Source organism: Streptomyces sp. NPDC059989, assembly GCF_042736975.1.
Lineage (GTDB): Bacteria > Actinomycetota > Actinomycetes > Streptomycetales > Streptomycetaceae > Streptomyces.
Window position 1 is genome coordinate 62,796 of the sequence record NZ_JBHWUO010000032.1, and the last position, 18,910, is coordinate 81,705.

Annotated in this window: 18 protein-coding genes; 6 read left to right on the forward strand and 12 right to left on the reverse strand. The window is 74.0% G+C overall.

What is annotated here, in order from left to right; all coding sequences use genetic code 11:
* Positions 1-239: 239 nt before the first annotated feature.
* A complete protein-coding gene (locus ACFWBN_RS26385) occupies positions 240-2,300 on the reverse strand; it encodes a HelD family protein (protein WP_385179644.1) in 2,061 nt (686 codons plus the stop codon).
* 311 nt (positions 2,301-2,611) lie between these two features.
* On the opposite strand from ACFWBN_RS26385, the gene ACFWBN_RS26390 reads away from it, so the two are divergent.
* A complete protein-coding gene (locus ACFWBN_RS26390; RefSeq protein WP_385179648.1) occupies positions 2,612-2,824 on the forward strand; it encodes a hypothetical protein in 213 nt (70 codons plus the stop codon).
* 176 nt (positions 2,825-3,000) lie between these two features.
* Complete coding sequence (locus ACFWBN_RS26395) at positions 3,001-3,738, forward strand: glycosyltransferase family 87 protein (protein ID WP_385179651.1); 738 nt, start codon at positions 3,001-3,003, stop codon at positions 3,736-3,738.
* On the opposite strand, the gene ACFWBN_RS26400 is transcribed toward ACFWBN_RS26395, so the two are convergent.
* Positions 3,704-5,347, reverse strand: coding sequence for a DNA repair helicase XPB (locus tag ACFWBN_RS26400; RefSeq protein WP_385179654.1), 1,644 nt, complete (start codon positions 5,345-5,347; stop codon positions 3,704-3,706). The genes ACFWBN_RS26395 and ACFWBN_RS26400 overlap by 35 nt on opposite strands.
* A gap of 238 nt (positions 5,348-5,585) precedes the next feature.
* On the opposite strand from ACFWBN_RS26400, the gene ACFWBN_RS26405 reads away from it, so the two are divergent.
* Complete coding sequence (locus ACFWBN_RS26405; protein WP_385179658.1) at positions 5,586-6,146, forward strand: DoxX family membrane protein; 561 nt, start codon at positions 5,586-5,588, stop codon at positions 6,144-6,146.
* Between the two features lie 15 nt (positions 6,147-6,161).
* On the opposite strand, the gene ACFWBN_RS26410 is transcribed toward ACFWBN_RS26405, so the two are convergent.
* Together ACFWBN_RS26410 and ACFWBN_RS26415 are read right to left on the reverse strand one after the other, a co-directional pair.
* Positions 6,162-6,752 carry a DUF4291 domain-containing protein gene (locus ACFWBN_RS26410; protein WP_385179662.1) on the reverse strand — a complete coding sequence of 197 codons (591 nt, stop codon included), beginning with the start codon at positions 6,750-6,752 and terminating at the stop codon, positions 6,162-6,164.
* A gap of 235 nt (positions 6,753-6,987) precedes the next feature.
* Positions 6,988-9,474: a helicase-associated domain-containing protein gene (locus ACFWBN_RS26415; RefSeq protein ID WP_385179665.1), complete on the reverse strand. Its 2,487-nt coding sequence runs from the start codon at positions 9,472-9,474 to the stop codon at positions 6,988-6,990.
* An 86-nt stretch (positions 9,475-9,560) separates the two neighbouring features.
* Here ACFWBN_RS26415 and ACFWBN_RS26420 point away from each other — a divergent pair, with 86 nt between their 5' ends.
* Positions 9,561-10,550, forward strand: coding sequence for a hypothetical protein (locus ACFWBN_RS26420; RefSeq protein ID WP_385179668.1), 990 nt, complete (start codon positions 9,561-9,563; stop codon positions 10,548-10,550).
* 97 nt (positions 10,551-10,647) lie between these two features.
* Here the strand turns inward: ACFWBN_RS26420 and ACFWBN_RS26425 are convergent, their stop codons facing one another.
* The 3 genes from ACFWBN_RS26425 to ACFWBN_RS26435 are packed head-to-tail and all read right to left on the reverse strand — an operon-like array spanning position 10,648 to position 13,505.
* Entirely contained in the window at positions 10,648-11,448 is an 801-nt protein-coding gene (locus ACFWBN_RS26425) for an ABC transporter ATP-binding protein (RefSeq protein ID WP_385179671.1), read from the reverse strand.
* Positions 11,449-12,489: a FecCD family ABC transporter permease gene (locus tag ACFWBN_RS26430; RefSeq protein WP_385179673.1), complete on the reverse strand. Its 1,041-nt coding sequence runs from the start codon at positions 12,487-12,489 to the stop codon at positions 11,449-11,451.
* Positions 12,486-13,505 (reverse strand): FecCD family ABC transporter permease, encoded by a 1,020-nt coding sequence (locus ACFWBN_RS26435; RefSeq protein WP_385179676.1) that lies wholly within the window; start codon positions 13,503-13,505, stop codon positions 12,486-12,488. Before ACFWBN_RS26435 ends, ACFWBN_RS26430 begins: the two co-directional genes overlap by 4 nt.
* Positions 13,506-13,600: 95 nt before the next feature.
* On the opposite strand from ACFWBN_RS26435, the gene ACFWBN_RS26440 reads away from it, so the two are divergent.
* The gene (locus tag ACFWBN_RS26440) at positions 13,601-14,227 is read left to right on the forward strand and encodes an HAD family hydrolase (protein ID WP_385179679.1); all 627 of its coding nucleotides are present in this window, start codon (positions 13,601-13,603) and stop codon (positions 14,225-14,227) included.
* Positions 14,228-14,326: 99 nt separating this feature from the next.
* On the opposite strand, the gene ACFWBN_RS26445 is transcribed toward ACFWBN_RS26440, so the two are convergent.
* Positions 14,327-14,581, reverse strand: coding sequence for a hypothetical protein (locus tag ACFWBN_RS26445; protein ID WP_385179682.1), 255 nt, complete (start codon positions 14,579-14,581; stop codon positions 14,327-14,329).
* A gap of 52 nt (positions 14,582-14,633) precedes the next feature.
* Complete coding sequence (locus tag ACFWBN_RS26450) at positions 14,634-15,824, reverse strand: acyltransferase family protein (RefSeq protein WP_385179684.1); 1,191 nt, start codon at positions 15,822-15,824, stop codon at positions 14,634-14,636.
* 292 nt (positions 15,825-16,116) lie between these two features.
* Between ACFWBN_RS26450 and ACFWBN_RS26455 the strand changes: the two genes are divergently transcribed.
* Complete coding sequence (locus ACFWBN_RS26455) at positions 16,117-16,500, forward strand: cold-shock protein (RefSeq protein ID WP_030012939.1); 384 nt, start codon at positions 16,117-16,119, stop codon at positions 16,498-16,500.
* Between the two features lie 69 nt (positions 16,501-16,569).
* On the opposite strand, the gene ACFWBN_RS26460 is transcribed toward ACFWBN_RS26455, so the two are convergent.
* Genes ACFWBN_RS26460 through ACFWBN_RS26470 form a run of 3 tightly spaced genes read right to left on the reverse strand, consistent with a single transcriptional unit; the run spans position 16,570 to position 18,632 of the window.
* On the reverse strand, positions 16,570-17,418 hold the full coding sequence (locus tag ACFWBN_RS26460) for a 1,4-dihydroxy-6-naphthoate synthase (protein WP_385179688.1): 849 nt from the start codon (positions 17,416-17,418) through the stop codon (positions 16,570-16,572).
* Entirely contained in the window at positions 17,408-18,130 is a 723-nt protein-coding gene (locus ACFWBN_RS26465; protein WP_385179691.1) for a futalosine hydrolase, read from the reverse strand. Before ACFWBN_RS26465 ends, ACFWBN_RS26460 begins: the two co-directional genes overlap by 11 nt.
* Positions 18,131-18,143: 13 nt before the next feature.
* Positions 18,144-18,632, reverse strand: a complete 489-nt coding sequence (locus tag ACFWBN_RS26470) for a DUF2771 domain-containing protein (protein ID WP_385179694.1) — start codon at positions 18,630-18,632, stop codon at positions 18,144-18,146.
* Between the last annotated feature and the right edge of the window lie 278 nt (positions 18,633-18,910).

The following is an 18,910-nucleotide window of genomic DNA, read 5'->3' on the forward strand; positions in this document are numbered from 1 at the left end:
GAACCCCCGCGCCTCAAACGCCGGCGAGGCTGGAATTGCCCTGCGGGCAATCCAGCCCGCCTGGGCGCAAGGTTGCGCTACGCGCACGTGCAGGCTGAGGCCGGCCACATCCAGCCCCGCCGGCGTTTGAGGCGCCGCCGGAGGCACATTCAGCCTCGCCGGCGTTTGAGGCGTGGGGGTCCCCCCGGACGGAGTCTGGGGGAGGGCCTGGGGCGGAGCCCCAGCAGCGGGCCCGCAGGTCAGGACAGGGCGGGGGGCAGCGGGGCCGAGTGGAGGGCCGTGAGGCCCGAGACGGCACGGGTGAGGCAGACGTACAGCCGTCGCAGCCCGGTCCGTTCGTCCGGCTCGCCGTCCACGATCGCCGCCGGCTCGTCCAGGACCACGTAGTCGTACTCCAGGCCCTTGGCCAAGGAGGCCGGGACCAGCGTCAGGCGGGCCTCCGCCGTCGTCTCCTCGCCCGGCGACAGGTACGGCAGGCCCGCCGCCCGCAGGGCCTCCGCCAGTACCGGGATCCGCGCGTCCGCCGCGATCAGGCCGATCGAGCCCTCGTGGGACAGGGAGTCCCGGCAGGCCTCGACCACCGCCGCCGTGAGGTCCTCGGCCTCGGCCTCGGCGATCCGCAGCGAGCCCGGGGTCTCGCGGACCGAGGAGACCGGGGCCAGGCCAGGCGAGATCGACGGCAGCAGCCGCGACGCGTACGCGATCACCTCGCGCGGCACGCGGAAGCCCGCCGTCAGCTCCTCCAGCACCGCCTGCGGCTTGCCCAGGTGGGCGAGGGCCTCGTCCCAGCTGCGCGTGGCCCACGGGGTCGTGCCCTGCGCGAGGTCGCCCAGCACCGTCGCCGAGCCGGTCGTGCAGCGCCGCCCCACCGCCCGGTACTGCATCGGCGACAGGTCCTGCGCTTCGTCGAGGACCACGTGGCCGAGGGAATGCGTCCGCTCCACCAGGTCGGCCGCCTCGTCGATCAGGACCAGGTCCGCCGCCGACCACTTCGCCGCCTTCACGCTCCTGAACGGCTTCGGCCACAGCAGCAGCTTCTGCTCGTCCGCCGTGAGGACGCCCTCCGCGTGCACCGCCAGGAACTCGGGATCGGACAGCAGGCGGAGCACCAGCTTCGACGGGGCGACCGGCGGCCAGATCTCCTTGACCGCCGCCTTGACCGCCGCGTTGCGGGCCACCGCGTCCTGCACGCGGTCGTCCGGCGCCTCGCCCGCCTGCTCCATCCGTACGAGGACCGCGTGCGCGATGCGCTGCGGCAGCGCGTCGCGGGCGGCGCCGTAGCGGATGTCGCGGTTCTGCAGCTCCTCGACCATCTCCGCCAGCTCGTACGCGGGCACGCGCCAGCGGCGTGAACCGCGGACCACCATCAGCGCCTCGGTGGGCGCCGTGACGTGCGAGCGGACCGCGCGGCCCAGCACCTCCGCCATCCGGGCGTCGCCCTTGACCACGGCGGTTTCGGCCGCGTCCGTACCGCGTACCTCCAGGCCGTCGCGCGCGACCAGGTCGTCGACGGTGGCCTGCTTGACCTCCAGCTCGCCGAGGGCGGGGAGGACCTGCTCGATGTAGTGCAGGAAGGAACGGTTCGGCCCGATGACCAGCGTGCCGGTGCGGGCGAGGCGGTCACGGTGCGCGTAGAGGAGGTAGGCGACACGGTGCAGGCCGACGGCGGTCTTCCCGGTGCCGGGGCCGCCCTGCACGCAGACGGAGCCGGACAGGCCGGAGCGGACGATCTCGTCCTGCTCGGGCTGGATCGTCGCGACGATGTCCCGCATGGGGCCGACGCGCGGCCGCTCGATCTCCTGCTGCAGCAGCTTGCTGACCGCGGCCGCCTCGGCCGGGTCGGAGAGGTGCTCGTCCTCGTAGGCGGTCAACTCGCCGCCCGTGTAGCCGAAGCGCCGGCGCAGCGCGATGTCTTGCGGGTCGGTCTTGGAGGCCCGGTAGAACGGCTGGGAGACGGGGGCGCGCCAGTCGATGACCATCGGGTCGCCGCCGGAGTCGTGGACGTGGCGGCGGCCGATGTAGAACTGCTCGCCCTCCGCGCCCTCGGCGAGCTCCGCGCCCGGGGCGTGCAGGTAGTTCAGGCGCCCGAAGAAGAGGGGCGTGTGGGCGAGGTCGGCGAGCGCCTTGATGCGGTCGTCGATCTGGGCCTGGAGGACGATCGCGTTGACCCAGTTCGCGGTGACGTCGCGGATGTCGAGGGCCTCGACGTCCTCGCGCATGGCGCGCAGCGCGGCGCGGGAGTCGGTGAGGTGCGCGCGTTCGCGGGCGAGCGGATCGGATTCGGGGGCGTGCGCGGGCACGGGTCTGCCTCCAGCTGCTGATGTAGGAACAGATGCCCGCCGGTACCGGCCGGCGGGCGGCTCTCCCCGATGGGACTGCGGGAGGCGGCAAGAGCGGAGATTCTAGCCATTGGGGTGGGGCGGCGCGAATGGATTAAGGGGGCCGAAAGTCCCCTCCGGGCGGGACCTCCGTCCGGGTGTCATACCAGGGAGTGTCAGACCTTGGGCAGAGCCACTAGGGGGCGGCATGGGCCGAGAGGAGGACGCGGGAGGCCTTGGGGTTCCGCCCCCAGGGCGATGTGGCGGGGCGGTCGAAAACGCACCATGGATACATGAGCACCGCAACCTTTACCCCTCTTCAGGGCGGCCGCCCTGGGGGCACCTCCCGGCCGAAGGCTGGGGGAGGCGCCACCGCCACCTCCGATTCCCGTCCGCGCCATGGCCTCGGCAGCGTGCTGCGGGCCGCCAAGGTCTTCGCGGCGACCGCCGTGAGCGTCGTCGTCCTGGGTGAATACGCCGAGGACGCGGGCGTCATACGCCGCTGAGCGGCCTGGCCTGCCTGAACCGCCTGGCCGGTCTGGGCCGCCCGGCCCGACGCCCGGCCCGACGCCCGGCCCGACGCCCGGCCCGACGCCCGGCCCGACGCCCGGGCCGACGCCCGGATTCCGCTGAGCCGCGCAGCGTACCGGCAGACGCGCACTGATCCACTAGGGTCACGCCCGTGACCCGCAGTCCCCTTTCCGGTCCCTCGCCGTCGCCGTTCGCCGGTGGGCTGGTCGCGGGGTCGTTGCTCGTGCTGGGGGTGCTCTGCATCGCCCTGCGCGTACCGATGGCCGACGCCCTCGTCCACGGCTTCTCCGCCGCCGAGTGGCAGCCGCCCGCCGCGTACCCGCCGTTCGCGGCCATCCTCTTCACGCCCGCCGCCTGGCTGCCGGCGGGTCTGCTCAAGGCCGTGCTCGTCCTCGGCAACGCCGGCCTGCTCGCCCTGCTGATCCTGCTGTCCTGCCGCCTCGCGGGGCTACGGGCCAGGCCGGGGCCCGTCCTCGCCGCCACCATCGGCGGGCTGTGGCTGGAGCCGTTCTTCCAGGCCCCGTTGCCCGGGCAGGTCAACCTGGCCCTCGCCTGCCTGGCCGTCTGGGACCTGGGCCGGCCGGCTGCCGCGCTCGGCAAGGGCTTCGCGCTGGGCACCGCCGCCGGGATCACCCTGGCCCCGGCGCTCTTCGTCCCGTACCTGCTGCTCACCGGCCGGGTCCGGGCCGGGCTGACGGCCCTCGCCGCCTTCGCCGGCACCGCCCTGCTCGGCCTGCTGGTCCTCCCGCAGGCCTCCGCCGACTTCTGGGCCCGGCACTTCCCCGACACCGGCCGGGCCCTGCTCCTGCACTGGCCGCACCTGTGGGTCTGGTGCGTCCCGCTGCTCGCCCTCCTCAGTCGCTCGCCAGCAGCTCGTCGGCGTCCATGATCCGGTAGGCGTATCCCTGTTCGGCGAGGAAGCGCTGGCGGTGCGCCGCGAAGTCCTGGTCGATGGTGTCGCGCGCGACCACCGAGTAGAACCGCGCCTCGTGCCCGTCCGCCTTCGGCCGCAGCACGCGGCCGAGCCGCTGCGCCTCCTCCTGCCGGGAGCCGAAGGTGCCCGACACCTGGATGGCGACCGTGGCCTCCGGCAGGTCGATGGAGAAGTTCGCGACCTTCGACACGACCAGCACGCTGATCTCGCCCTCGCGGAAGGCGTTGAAGAGCTTCTCGCGCTGCGCGTTGGAGGTCTCGCCCTTGATGACGGGAGCGTCCAGGTGCTCGCCCAGCTCGTCGAGCTGGTCGATGTACTGCCCGATGACCAGCGTCTGCTCGCCCTGGTGCTTGCGGACCAGCGCCTCCGTCACCTTCCGCTTCGTCGCCGTCGTCGCGCAGAAGCGGTACTTCTCCTCCGTCTCGGCGGTCGCGTACGCGAGGCGCTCGGTCTCCGTCAGGTTGACCCGGACCTCCACGCAGTCCGCCGGCGCGATGTAGCCCTGCGCCTCGATCTCCTTCCACGGAGCGTCGAACCGCTTCGGCCCGATGAGCGAGAAGACGTCCGACTCGCGCCCGTCCTCCCGTACGAGGGTGGCCGTCAGGCCGAGGCGGCGCCGCGCCTGCAGGTCGGCGGTGAACTTGAAGACCGGCGCGGGCAGCAGGTGCACCTCGTCGTAGACGATCAGGCCCCAGTCCCGGGAGTCGAACAGCTCCAGGTGCGGGTAGACGCCCTTCCGCTTCGTCGTCAGGACCTGGTACGTGGCGATCGTGACGGGCCGGATCTCCTTGCGGGTGCCGGAGTACTCGCCGATCTCCTCCTCCGTCAGCGAGGTCCGCTTGACCAGCTCGTGCTTCCACTGGCGGGCCGAGACCGTGTTCGTGACCAGGATCAGCGTCGTCGCCTTGGCCTTCGCCATCGCCCCGGCGCCGACCAGCGTCTTGCCGGCGCCGCAGGGCAGCACGACCACCCCGGAGCCGCCGTGCCAGAAGCCCTCGACGGCCTGCTGCTGGTACGGGCGCAGCGCCCAGCCGTTTTCGGCCAGGTCGATCGGGTGGGCCTCGCCGTCGACGTACCCGGCGAGGTCCTCGGCCGGCCAGCCCAGCTTGAGCAGCGTCTGCTTGATCTGCCCGCGCTCGGAGGGGTGCACGGCGACGGTGTCGGCGTCGAGCCGTGCCCCGACCAGCGGGGTGATCCGCTTGGACCGCAGGATCTCCTCCAGCACGGGCCGGTCGGTGCTGGTCAGGACCAGCCCGTGCACGGGGTGCTTGGAGAGGGTGAGGCGGCCGTAGCGGGCCATGGTCTCGGCGACGTCGACGAGCAGCGCGTGCGGGACGGGGTAGCGGGAGTACTCGACGAGCGCGTCCACGACCTGCTCGGCGTCGTGCCCGGCCGCCCGGGCGTTCCACAGCCCGAGCGGGGTGATCCGGTAGGTGTGGATGTGCTCGGGAGCCCGCTCCAGCTCGGCGAAGGGGGCGATGGCGCGCCGAGCCGCTCCGGAGAGCTCGTGGTCGATCTCGAGAAGGAGGGTTTTGTCGCTCTGGACGATGAGAGGCCCGTTCACGCACGTCCCTTTCCGCGGTGAGACGGCCGCCCGGGCGCGGGCGGCCAAACCTCCAGTCTGCCGCATCGCTCCGCGGGCGGGGTGGTTCTCGGTGCGCTGTCGACGGGGAGGGGATCGACTGCGCGCCCGGGTGAGCCGAACGGGTCGAACCTGCGGGGCGGCGTTGTTGCGGCCGGGCCGTTGCGGACGGGCGTCTTAGGGTGGCCGTCGCCGACCAGCGACGGAGGAACGGGCGTTCATGACACAAGAACGACAGGACCGGGACATCTTCCGCGCCACCGCGCTTCCCGCCACCACCGCCACGACCGCCACGACCGCCACCCATGACACCGGCCTGCTCCTGCTCCGGCTCGTCGTCGGGCTCAGCATGGTCGGCCACGGCACGATGAAGCTCTTCGGCTGGTTCGGCGGCCCGGGCCTCACCGCGACCGGCAAGGGCTTCTCGATGGCCGGCTATCCCGCCGGGGACGCCATGGCCGTCATCGCCAGTCTTTCCGAGACCCTGGGCGGCCTGGGCCTCGCCCTCGGCCTGCTCACCCCGCTCGCCGGTGCCGCCCTGACCGGCACCTTCATCAACGTCCTCGACGTCCGGGGCCTGAGCGCCTACTTCCCGCCCAAGGGCGTGGAACTCGAAGTGGTGCTGTTCGCCGCGATCATCGCCCTCACCCTCACCGGGCCGGGCCGCTTCTCGGCCGACCACCACCTCCCGGTGCTGCGCGAGTCGCGGCCCCGCTCCTCCTGGCTCGCGCTGCTGCTGGGAGCCGTGGCGGGGTTCGTGGTCCTGTTCCTCCGGGACTGAGAGCGACCGGTTCGGCTACGCGCCGAGGTGGGGCAGCGGCCCCGACGGGTACGGGGTCTCGACCGGGAGGAGGGCGCGCGCCGCGTCCTCCTCGCCGGCCCGCAGCAGCCCGCGGATCTCCCGGGCCAGCGGGGTCACGTCGCGGATGGAGACCGTCCACTCGTCGGCGTACGCGCGCGAGGCCGGCCCGGACAGGCCGAGCTGGAGCGAGCGGTACGGCAGCGGGTTCAGGTGGAGGTCCCGCTCGGGGTCCCACTGGACGCGGGCCGACGTCTCGCGCAGCGAGCGCTGCCAGGCGTCGCGGTCCTCGTGCGTGCGGGGTTCGTAGTGGGACAGGCAGGCGCCGCGCAGGGCCTCGTCGAAGCCGTCGCGGGTGATCTCGATGGCCAGCACCGTCTCCTGGTCGGCCTTCGTGCCCCAGCCGCAGCGGTACATCATCCACAGGAACGACGGCTTGATCCACGTCATCCGCTCCCGCTTCCAGGCGGGCGGGAAGCGGCCGTCGCGGGCTGCCGGGTCCCCTAGGCGGGGGGCGTAGGCCTGGTAGACGGTGAGGGTGGTGTCGGTGTGCGATGCGCGGATCTGGCGGTTCGGTACGTCTGGCATGCGCTCAGGGTGCGGGGTCGCGGGCGCGGCTCGCGAGCCGATTTCCCTGCGGGTGCGGCGCCGTTGCCGGGGCTCCGCCCCGGACCCCGCGCCTCAAACGCCGGCGGGGCTGAAAGATCGGGGCTCCGCCCCGGACCCCGCGCCTCAAACGCCGGCGGGGCTGGATGTGCCGGGGCTGGGGCTGGATGTGCCGCCACTGGGGCTGGATGGGACGGGGCTGGTCGGCCGGCAGGGCTTAGAGGTGGTCCTCCGCCAGTTCTGCCACGCCCGTGATGCGGTGGAGGGCGTACGTGCGGACCTCGTCGGCGGTGTGGTCGTAGCCCGTCACGAAGCCGCCCTCCACCCGGACCGGGGCGATGACCCGCTGGCTGGCCGCGCCGTCCGCGTTCACGTAGCCGATCCACACCGCAGAGCCGGTCAGCGCGGCCGCCTGGACCGTCGCCAGGGTCTCCGCCGCGCTCGTGCGCGGGAGTTCGCCGGGGACGACGGCCGACGACGACGCGGGTTCCTTGCGGACCGCCGTAGCCGCCAGGTCGCCCGCGCGGATCGCCCGTACGGCCGCCCCCAGCAGCGTCTCGTCCGGCAGCGGCGGACCGTCCGGCACCGGTACGGGCGCCGAGCGCGCCGGGGTGCGGTGGGCGTCGGCCCGGGCCACCAGGACGTCGCCGGTACGGGATTCCGCGGCCGGCGCGTAGCCCATCGCCCGCAACCCGTCGAGGAGGGCGGTGGGTTCGGCCTGGGCGGCCAGGACGGTCGGGGCCAGGCGGCGCAGGCCCAGCCCCGCCGAGCGCTTGTCGGCCAGGATCTCGCCCAGCATCGCGTCGTCGTCGCAGCGGAGGTACGAGGAGGCCGCGCCGACGCGCAGGTGGCCGTGGCGGCGGGCCACGTCGTCGATCAAGTAGGCCAGCGGCTGCGGGACCGGCGTGCGGCTGTGCTCCTTGAGGAAGGCGTGGAGGTCGGGGGCGGCGTGCCCGGCGTCCAGGGCCCGGCGCACCGACCCGGGCGTGAACCGGTACACCGTCGCCCCGCCCTTGGACTCCACGTCGGCCAGCACGGCCAGGGTGTCGCCGAGCGGGCGGCGCAGCGGGCCGGGGGCCACCGCCGTCAGGTCGGCCTGGAGCAGGACGTGGTCCACGGGCTCGGGCAGGAGGGGCGCCAGCAGTGGCGCCGGGTCGCGGTGCTCCAGCAGGGCGCGGCCGAAGGCGCTCAGCGCACCCCGGCCGGTGACGCCGAGGACCTCCGCCTCGGTCAGCGTCCAGTGCGCGAGGCGGGCCCGCAGATCGCTCGCGCTCCGTACGGGACGCTCCCACGCGAGCCGGTCCAGCAGGGCGTCCGGGTCGGGGGAGGCCCCTTCGGGCAGGTCCGCGAGGAGTTCCAGGACCCGGCGGCGGACCTCGGGCGCGGCGGAGCGGTCGAGCTCGGGGCCGAGCACCGAGAGGGTGCGGCCCTTGGCGTCCTGCTCGCCGGCCAGCCCGGAGGTCCGGGTGGCCGGCAGCCAGGCCGCCGCGAGCACCGACCACCGCTCGGCGGGCGGCAGTTCGCACCAGTCGTCGAAGGCGGGGGTGGGCGCGTACCGCTCGTCCGCTTCCCCGTCGGTGGCCAGCAGCCCGGCCGCGTAGGCCAGTTCGATCCAGAACGCGGCCGACGCCTCGGTGCTGTCCAGGGTGGCCGCGGCCCGCTTCAGGTCCCGTACCGAGAGCCCGCCCGCGCGCAGCACCGGCGGACCGGTGTGCTCCCAGGACTTCACGAGCTCCTCGGCGGTGGACAGTGCGGCCAGCGCCTGCCCGGCGGCGTTCGCGTCCACAAGCTGTGGACGGTGCTCGCGGTGGGCCGGGACCGGCGGGGCCACGGGCGCGGTGTCCCGGTGCGCGAGGCCGCCGCGCAGGTGCAGGGCCACCTCGCGGGGCAGTACGACGGTCCGCGCGGAGGCCGGCAGCAGCAGCCCGTGGTCGCGCAGCCAGCGCACCGGCGCGGTCGGGTTCGGCGTCACCTCCCCGTACGGCGGCCCCCATACGAGCCGCCCGAGCACCTGGTGGGCCTCCGCCGGGGCCTCGTCGAGCAGGGCGGACATCCGGTCCGGGTCGGTGAACAGGCCGGTCAGCGCGTTCACCGCGGACACCGGGTCGTGGGTGCCGGGCAGCCCGGCGGCCGCGACGATCTCCTGGATCCGGGTCGGCGACATCCCGGCCGTGGCCTCGGCGACCGTCGGCCCCAGACCGGTCGGGGAGGGCCGCTGGGCGGACGGCGCGAGCAGTTCGCGGGCGGTGCGCACCAGCCGCAGCCGGTCCTCGCCGCCCCACACCAGGGCCTGGTCGCGCAGGGTGCCCAGGGCCCGGGGGAGCGCGGCGCGGGCCCCGTTGTCCTCGCCGGTGGTGCCCTCCTCGCCGGTCAGCAGGGACTCCAGCACCTCGTACGGGCACGGGTCCGGGGCGACGGCCAGGGCCTCGGCGGTCTGCAGCGCGAACCGGTCCAGGCGTTCCAGGGCGCGCACCACGGAGGCGCGGGTTCCGGCGCGGGTGGCCAGCTGGGTGACGTCGCCGGGCACCGGGTTGAGCAGGTCGGGGCGGGCGCGGAGCAGGGCGGCGAGTGCCGCGTCGTCGCGGGCGCGCAGCGCCTCGGCGAGGGAGCGCGGGGCTCCGCTTCCGCCGGATCCCCCCGCAGTGCTTGCCTCGGGCACAGTCGCCTCCTGGTCGCGTCGGCCGGTCAGTCGGCCGGTTCCCATCCGGCCAACGGTATCCGCTGCGCCCGCGGCCGCTCCACGGGCGCACGCGCTACCTTTCCCGGAGGCTGAACGGGAGGAGCCGGGGCATGGGGATCGAAAGCGACCATCTGGTCTACGAATATCTGAGCCGCGTAGGGGACTTGGCGCAGCGGCGGCAGCTGTCCTCCGGCGATCGCATGCGGCTGGTGGCGGGGCTGCGGGACGAGATCGACCGTCGGCGCGCCAAGTACGACCCCGAGACCCCGGCCGCCGTCCGCCGCATCCTGGAGCGGATCGGCACGCCGGAGGAGGTGCTGGACACGCTCGGCGCCCGGTCGGCGTCGGCGCCCGCCGCGTCCCCCGAACCGGCTGAGGCCCCGTCGGTACCCGCCCAGCGGGGTCCCGGCCTGCTCCGCCGCAAGCAGGTGCCCCCGCCGCGCCCGGCGGCGGAGCCGCGGAACGTGCCGCCGCACCTGGCCGGGCTCGACGAACTCGGCCCCTCCGGCGGGGAGGAGCCCGACTGGTGGCGCGTCACCCCGGGCACGTACGGGTCGGGCCCGCAGGTCGAGGGCTTCGCGGGCGGCATCGAGATCCCGGACCTGTTCAAGGAGGGCCCGGAGGAGGAGGCCGCCGAGCCGGCGGTGCCGCCGCCCGGGCCGCCGGAATCGCGCGCGCGGACCCTCGTACGGTTCCTGCGGGAGCGGCGGCGCGCGAAGGCGGAGGCGGCGGCCCCCGAGCCGGAGGCCGCGGCCCCCGCGGCCCGCCCCCGGCCGAACGCCTTCCTGCTGCTGGCCGCGGCCGTCCTGGTGGTGGGCGTGGTCACCGGCTACTGGCTGCTGCTCGTCATCGGCTGGCTCCTCCCGTACGCCTCCCGCGTGCTGCGGCCCGCCGAGCGCAAGTGGGCCGTCTTCGGCCCGCCCGGCGCGGTCCTCGCGGGGGCGGTGGTGTGGCTGTGGGGCCGGATGAACGGCAAGTGGGGCGAGTCCCTGGCCGAGGACCAGCTGAGCGGGGTCCTGCACGGGATGTGGCCGTGGCTCCTGCGCGGCGCGGCGCTGGCCTCCGTGCTGTACCTGGTCTGGCGAGCCCGCCGGCGGTAGGGGGCCTGGGGGCATGCCCGAATTCACCGCGATTCGGGACCTGTACGGATCCACGCGCGTGCGGGACTTTCACCCCCTCGGGCCCCGCCCCCGCGCCTCAGATCCCGGCCGGTGCGTCCCACGGGGCGCCCGGGACGACCAGGGGGGAGCCCGTCACCGGGTCCGGGATGACGATCGAGTCGAGGCCGAAGACCTCGCGGACCAGGTCTGCGGTGACCACCGATGACGGCGGGCCCTCCGCGACCACGCGGCCCGCCTTCATCGCCACGAGGTGGTCGGCGTAGCGGGCGGCCTGGTTCAGGTCGTGCAGGACCGCCACCACCGTGCGGCCCCGGTCGCGGTTGAGCCGCCGGACCAGGTCCAGGACCTCCACCTGGTGGGCGATGTCCAGGAAGGTGGTCGGCTCGTCCAGGAGGAGCAGGTCCGTGTCCTGGGCGAGGGCCATCGCGATCCAGACGCGCTGGCGCTGCCCGCCCGACAGGGCGTCGACGGGCCGGTCGGCCAACTCCGCCACCGACGTGCGGGACATCGCCTCCGACACCGCCCGCTCGTCCGCCTCCGACCACTGCTGCCACCAGTGCTGGTGCGGCTGCCGCCCCCGTGCCACCAGGTCCGCGACCGTGATCGCCTCCGGGGCCACCGGGGACTGCGGGAGCAGCCCGATCGTCTGGGCGATCTTCCGGGTGGGGAGGGAGGACAGGGCCGCGCCGTCCAGCAGGACCGCGCCCGAGCGGGGGCGGAGCAGCCGGCCGAGGGCCCGTAGCGTCGTCGACTTCCCGCACGCGTTCGGGCCGACGATCACCGTCACCTTCCCGTCGGGCACGGCGAGGTCCAGGTCCTCCACCACCACGCGGTCCTCGTACGCGAGCGTCAGCCCGTGAGTGGAGAGACGGGACATCTACTTGCCTCCAGTACGGCTGCGGACGATCAGCCAGATCAGGTACGGGGCCCCGACGGCGGCGGTCAGCACGCCCACCGGAAGCTCGGTCGGGGAGAACAGACGGCGGGCGAGGAGGTCGCCGAGGACGACGATCACCGCGCCCGCCAACGCCGAGCACAGCAGCGGGATCTGCGCGGTCCGCGTCATGCGCCGCGCGATCTGCGGCGCGAGCAGCGCCACGAAGTCCACCGGGCCGGCCGCGCCCGTCGCCACCGAGGCGAGCACCACGCCCAGCGCGATCAGCCCGAGCCGGACCCGGCCCAGCCGCACCCCGAGCGCCGTGGCCGTGTCGTCGTCGAGGGAGACGGAGCGCTGCGCGCGCGCCGCCCACAGCACGCCCGGCAGCAGCGCCAGGAGCACCCACGCCAGCGGGGCCCCGACGTCCCAGCCGCGGCCGTTCAGCGAGCCCGTCATCCAGATCTGCGCCTGCTGGGCGACGAGGTAGTCGCCCTTGGTCATCAGCAGGGTCGTCACCGACCGCAGGGCGATGGCGAAGCCGATGCCGATGAGGACGAAGCGGGTCGCGTGCAGACCGCCCCGCCACGCGAAGACGTAGACGAGGACGGCCGCGATGACACCGCCGAGCACCGAGAGGTAGGGGAGCACCGCGTACGAGGTCAGGCCGAAGGTCAGCGCCGCCACCGTGACCGCGCTCGCGCCCTGGCTGATGCCGATGATGTCGGGGGAGGCCAGCGGGTTGCGGGCCACGGTCTGGATCAGCGCGCCCGCGATCCCGAAGGCCAGGCCGACGAGCAGACCGACCGTCATCCGGGGCAGCCGCAGGGTGCCGACGACCAGTTCGTCCGGGGAGGGCTGCCCGAGCAGCACCTTGACGACCTCGCCCGGCGCCACGAAGGACTCCCCGACCGACAGGTACACGACGCAGACGGCGGCCAGCAGGACGCAGAGGCCCAGCGCCACGGCCGCCGCCCGGCGGTGCAGCAGGAAGGACCCGCGCCCGGCCCGGACCAGGGTGTAGCCGTACGGGACCGCGCTCATGCCGCCACCGCCTTGCGGCGTACGAGGGTGACCAGGAACGGCACCCCGATGAGCGCCGTCATCACCCCGGCCGGCACCTCGCCCGGCGGCACCACGACACGCCCGAGCACATCCGCGACGAGCAGCATCACCGGCCCGATCAGCGCGGCCATCGGCAGCGCCCAGCGGTGGCCGCCGCCCACGAGGGCCCGCGCGATGTGCGGGACGGCCAGCCCGATGAAGGCGATCGGCCCGGCGGCCGCGACCCCGGCGCCGGTCAGCACGGTGGCCCCGAGGCCGCCGACGATCCGTACGGCCGCCACGTTCTGCCCGAGCCCCCTGGCCACGTCCTCGCCGAGCGCCAGCGCGTCGAGCCCGCGCGCCACCGAGACCACCAGTACGGCGCCCACCAGCAGGAACGGCCAGATCTGGTGGACGACCTGGGCGTCGCGCCCGGCCACCGAGCCGACCTGCCAGAAGCGGAACTCGTCGAGGGCCGAGGCCTTCGTCGTCAGCACCCCCGTGGTCACCGACACCAGCAGCGCGTTGATCGCGGCCCCGCCCAGCGCCAGCTTCACCGGGGTCGCGCCGCCGCGCCCGCGCGAGGCGATCGCGTAGACGGCGACCGAGGCGGCGGCCGCCCCCGCGAAGGCGAACCACACGTAGCCGCTCAGCGTGTGCACCCCCGCGAAGGCGATGCCGCAGACGACCGCGACCCCGGCACCCTGGCTGATGCCCAGGATGCCGGGGTCGGCGATCGGATTGCGGGTGATGCCCTGGAGCGCGGTGCCTGCGAGGGCCAGGGCCGCGCCGACCATCACGGCGATCAGGGTGCGCGGGACGCGCAGGGTGCGCACCACCTCGGCGTCCGGGCCGCTCGCCCCGTGGACCAGGGCGTCCCACACGGTGGCGGGCGGGACGGGGCGGGCGCCCACGGCGAGGGAGAGGACGACCGCGCATATCAGCGCGGCGAAGGCCGCTGCCGTCCACCCGATACGACGGGTCGTCAGGGCGCGTCGGGGAACGGGGGCAGACATGTCACCTATTTCATGATCTGGTAAGGCGACCCTAAGTGTACGTTCCCCTGCCGTTGGCCCGACCGGCGGTCCGCCGGGCCGCCCGCCTCGGCACAATGGCCGGTATGAACCTCACCGTCGGCTTCGACCTCGACATGACCCTCATCGATTCCCGGCCGGGCATCAAGGCCGCCTACCAGGCCCTGTCGGCCGAAACGGGTACGTTCATCGACGCCGACGCGGCGATCACGCGGCTCGGGCCGCCGCTGGACGAGGAGCTCGCGTACTGGTTCCCGGAGGCCGAGATCCCGGCCGTGGCGGACCGCTACCGGGAGATCTATCCCACATACGCCATCGAGCCGACCCCCGCGATGCCGGGCGCGCGCGAGGCGGTCGAGGCCGTCCGGGCGCTCGGCGGCCGCGCGATCGTCGTCACCGCCAAGCACGAGCCCAACGCGCGCCTGCACCTGGAGCACCTGGGCATCGAGCCGGACGCGGTCATCGGCTGGCTCTGGGCGGAGGCCAAGGCCGGCGCACTGCGCGAGTACGGGGCCCAGGTCTACGTCGGCGACCACGTCGGCGACATCCGCGGGGCCCGCAAGGCGGGCGCGCTGTCGGTGGTGGTGCCGACGGGTCCGTGCCCCGAGCCGGAACTGCGGGAGGCGGGCGCCGACGTGGTGCTCGCGGACCTCACCGAACTGCCGCAGTGGCTCGCGGCGTACGTGGCGGCCCAGCCGGCCTGAGGCCCGGGCACCCGCCCGGCCCGCCCGCGGTCCGGCCCGCCCGTGTGGCGCGGGCCGCACCCCCGGCTCAGGCCGCCTGCGGCTCAGTCCGCCCCCGGCTCAGGCCGCCTGCGAGGCCCGGGCGGCCCTGCGCTGGGCCGCGGCCGACCGCAGCACGCCCGCCGCCGAGATCGCGAAGCCGACGCCCATGAGCATGCACACGGCCCACGCGTACGACGGGAACGGGTCGATGTCGAGGAACAGCGGGGCCATCGTCACGAGCGTGGCCACGGCGCCCGCGATGAACACGATGCCGCCGGCCTTGACCAGTGCGTCGCCGGGCCGCGCTTCGTCGGCGCGAGAAGTGTCAGTCACCGCACCAGGGTAGTTCCCGGCGGGACACCGGCCGGAGCCGCTGCCGGCGGGGCTACTTCCCCGCCGGCTGGTCGGAGGCCGTGCGCATCGTGGCGAGGGACCTGTTCAGGTGGCGCTTCATGAGGCCGCTGACCGGCCGTTCCACGAGCCGGTGGATCAGCCAGGCGGTGAACAGCGCCGCGACCAGGGAGAGGCCGAGTGCCGCGCCCGTCCCGAGGCCCAGGGTGCGCAGCCAGTGGATCAGGGTCCAGCCGGCTTCCTGGTGGATGAGGTAGAGCGGGTAGGTCAGGGCCCCGGCGACCGTCAGCCACTTCCACTGGATCCGGTCGAAGAAGCCCAGGGCCACCGCGATGATCACCACGTAGCAGAGGGTGATGACGAGGGCGATGACCGCCCAGGAGAGCGGCCGCCCGGCGGCCTGGTCGTAGATCACCTTGACCTGGTGGATGCGGCTGAGCGCGACGACCCAGGTGAATCCGACGATCCCCCACAGCAGCAGGTTCGGCCCGAAGCGGTACATCAGGAACATGGCCACGCCCGCGATGAAGTACGGGGCCTCCTGGGGCATCGCGAAGGTCTTCAGGAGCGGGATGTTCGTCTCCGGGGCGAACAGCGAGGCCGCGGCCCAGATCCCGCAGAAGGCGACGACCCTGCGGTAGGTCAGGCCCATCGTCACGACGATCGCGAAGAGCAGGTAGAACTGCAGCTCCGCCACGAGCGTCCAGTAGACGCCGTCGATCTTCCTCATCCCCAGCTGGCCCTGGAACATGGTCAGGTTCGCCAGCACGGTCTTGATGTCCAGGCCCTCCCGGGCGCCGGCCCGGCCCAGATGGGGCACGAACACGAGCACGCTCGTCGTCAGGAGGACGGCCGCCCAGTAGCCGGGATAGATCCGGATGACCCGCGAGACGAAGAAGTCGCCCGGCCTGCGCCCCCAGCAGCTCATGCAGATCACGAAGCCGCTGATGATGAAGAACAGCTGCACGCCGAGCCAGCCGTACGAACTGACCGAGGAGATCCCCGGCATGAACTGGTCCGGGACCTTGCCGCCGTACGTCTCCCGGGAGTCCGTGCTCGCCGTCCAGTGGAACGAGAGGACGCAGAGGGCGGCGACCAGGCGCAGCCCGTCCAGGGCGAACAGGCGGGGCGCGGACCTGCGGCTGCCCGCGGCCGGAGCGGACGCCTGCGGCTGCGGGTCCTGTGCGGGCCGCACGAGCGGTATGTGGTCGTCTGCTGGCTTCACGGAGGAGGGCGGCATAGTCGGTCTCGCTCGGTTGGAGGGTCTTTGCGCTGTGACCCACCGCGTGGGTACGACAGAAGTGCGACGGGGAGACGATACCCGCGCGGCGGCCGCCGGGGCCCGTGGCCTCCATGGACGAGATCCGGGCAGAGGCCCTTCGGCCATGCTTGACGCAGTGGTTGGAAGGGGAGACTCTTCACTGCGTTAGCAAGCGGTCACGGCTCTGGGACATGGATACCCTGACCTGCTGAGACATGTTGGTTCGGTTCCGGGTATGTGAGACGGGGTGCGTGCTTTGCCCACCGGCAAGGTCAAGTGGTTCAACAGTGAGAAGGGCTTCGGCTTCCTCTCCCGCGACGACGGCGGCGACGTCTTCGTCCACTCGTCGGTGCTCCCCGCCGGGGTCGACGCCCTCAAGCCCGGCCAGCGCGTCGAGTTCGGTGTCGTCGCTGGCCAGCGCGGTGACCAGGCACTTTCCGTGACGGTCCTGGACCCGGCGCCGTCCGTGGCGGCGGCGCAGCGCCGCAAGCCCGACGAGCTCGCCTCGATCGTGCAGGACCTCACGACGCTGCTCGAAAACATCACTCCGATGCTGGAGCGCGGCCGGTACCCCGACAAGGTGCACGGCACGAAGATCGCCGGACTGCTGCGCGCGGTGGCCGACCAGCTCGACGTCTGAGCCCCCGGTCCCCGCGCGAACCCTGTGCCCCGCCACTCGAACGAGCGGCGGGGCACAGCTGTCCGACGGCTACGGGAAGCTCAGCGCGCCCGACGGGATCGCCGGTACCAGCCCCTCGGCCGCGGCCCGCGTCAGCAGCCCGCGGACGGCCGCGTACCCGGCCTCGCCGAGGTCCGCGGTGAACTCGTTGACGTAGAGCCCGATGTGCTGGTCGGCTACGGCCGGGTCCAGCTCCTGCGCGTGGGCGCGTACGTACGGGCGCGAGACCTCGGGGTCCTCCCAGGCCATCAGGACCGACGCGCGGGCGGACTCGGCGAGCGCGCGCAGCCGCTCCTCGCCCAGCGAGCGCTTGGCGATGATCGCGCCGAGCGGGATCGGCAGCCCGGTCGTGGACTCCCAGTGCTCGCCCATGTCGGCCAGGCAGTGCAGCCCGTAGTCCTGATAGGTGAACCGGGCCTCGTGGATGACCAGTCCGGCGTCCACCCGGCCGTCGCGGACCGCCGGCATGATCTCGTTGAACGGCAGTACGACCACCTTGCCGACGCCCTCGGGCAGCACGTCCGCCGCCCACAGCCGGAACAGCAGGTAGGCAGTCGAGCGCTCGCTCGGCACGGCGACCGTCTTGCCCGCCAGGTCCACACCCGGCTCGCGCGTGAGCACGAGAGGACCGCAGCCGCGCCCCAGCGCCCCGCCGCAGGGGAGGAGCGCGTACTCCTCCAACACCCAGGGCAGGACCGCGTACGACACCTTCAGCACGTCCAGCTCGCCGCGCTCGGCCATGCCGTTGGTGATGTCGATGTCGGCGAAGGTGACGTCGAGGGCGGGCGCGCCGGGGACGCGGCCGTGCGCCCAGGCGTCGAAGACGAAGGTGTCGTTGGGGCAGGGCGAGTAGGCGATTTGCACGGCGTTACCGGTCATGGCGTTCTCCCCAGTTCGCGAGTACGGGCCCCAGCGCGCGGAAGCCGTCGGCGAGGGCGGCGAGCGCGTCCCCGATCCGCCAGGCGGCACGGTCACGCGGGCCCACGGCGTTGGACACGGCGCGGATCTCCAGTACGGGCAGCCCGTGCGCGGCGGCCGCCTCGGCGACCCCGAAGCCCTCCATGGCCTCGGCCCCGGCCAGCGGGTGCCGGGCGGCGAGGCCGGCGGCGCGGGCGGCGGTCCCGGTGACGGTGGAGACGGTCAGCACGGGCGCGAGCAGCGCACCCGTCGCCTCGGCGGCGCGGGCGGCCAGCTCGGCGGGCGGCAGGTGCACGCTGTGCCCGAAGCCGAGCGCAGTCACGTCGAGGAAGCCGTCGGGGGTCTCGGCCCCCAGGTCGGCGGCGACGATCGCGTCCGCGACGACGAGCGAGCCGAGCGGGGCGGCGGGCTGGAACCCGCCGCCGATGCCCGCGGAGACGACGAGGTCGTACGGGGCCAGGGCCAGGGCGGTCGCGGCCCCGGCGGCCGCGGCGGCGGGCCCGACGCCCCCGACGACCACGTCGAAGGCGATGCCGGGGAGGTCCCGCCGGGCGACCCGATAACCCCCGGGCAGGGTGCGCGGCTCAGGACCGTGGGCGTCCGGATGAGGGGTGAGACCGGTAACGACGGAGTCTGCCTCCGCCGCCACCGCGGTCACGACGAGCGCGCGCACCGGTGCCGTCCGGTTACTTGAGCTTGAGGTTGAAGGTCCAGACGGAGAGCGGCTTGCCGTCCTCGGCGACCTGGACGAAGGCCAGCTTCTTGGAGGCGGGGGCCTCGCCCTGGCCGCCGGTCGCGAAGACGTCGGCGCCGGGGAAGCTGCGGTAGGTGTTCTCGGACGGCTCGGTGATGGGCTGGCCGTCCAGGACCGCCTGCCACTTCTTGCCGTCCTCGACGACCTCGGGCTCGACCCCGAGGCGCAGGGTGTCGCCGCGGGCGTACTCGACGGTCTTGGCGTCCTTGAGGTCGGTGAGGCACTCCTGGACCTTGTCCATGGAGAGCGGCTCCTTGCCGTCGTGGCAGGCGGCTTCGGCGGACACCGAGGAGGTGCCGACCGTCACGGTCGCCAGCGGTGTCGGCTTGTCGCAGGCGGAGAGGAGGAGGAGCCCGGCGGACACGGCTCCGAGGGCCGCGACGCTGCGGCGGGCCCTACCCGAGAAAAGCGGTGCGGTCATGAGCCGAAGGCTATCGGGCCCCTGGGCTGCGCCGCTGCATGGGGTCCGGGTGCGCCGCCGACCGCGCCGATGCCCCGCGCATTCGAGTGCGCCGCCGCTGCGGGGGGCTCCGCCCCCGAGCCCCGCGCCTCAAACGCCGGCGAGGCTGGTTTTGCCTCCGGCGGCGCCTCAATCGCCGGCGGGGCTGGATGTGGCTGCGGCCGTCTGTCCCGCAGGGCGCATCCTGCCGGAGGCTCAGAGGCCCGCACCGGCGTGACGGCGGGGGCAAATCCAGCCTC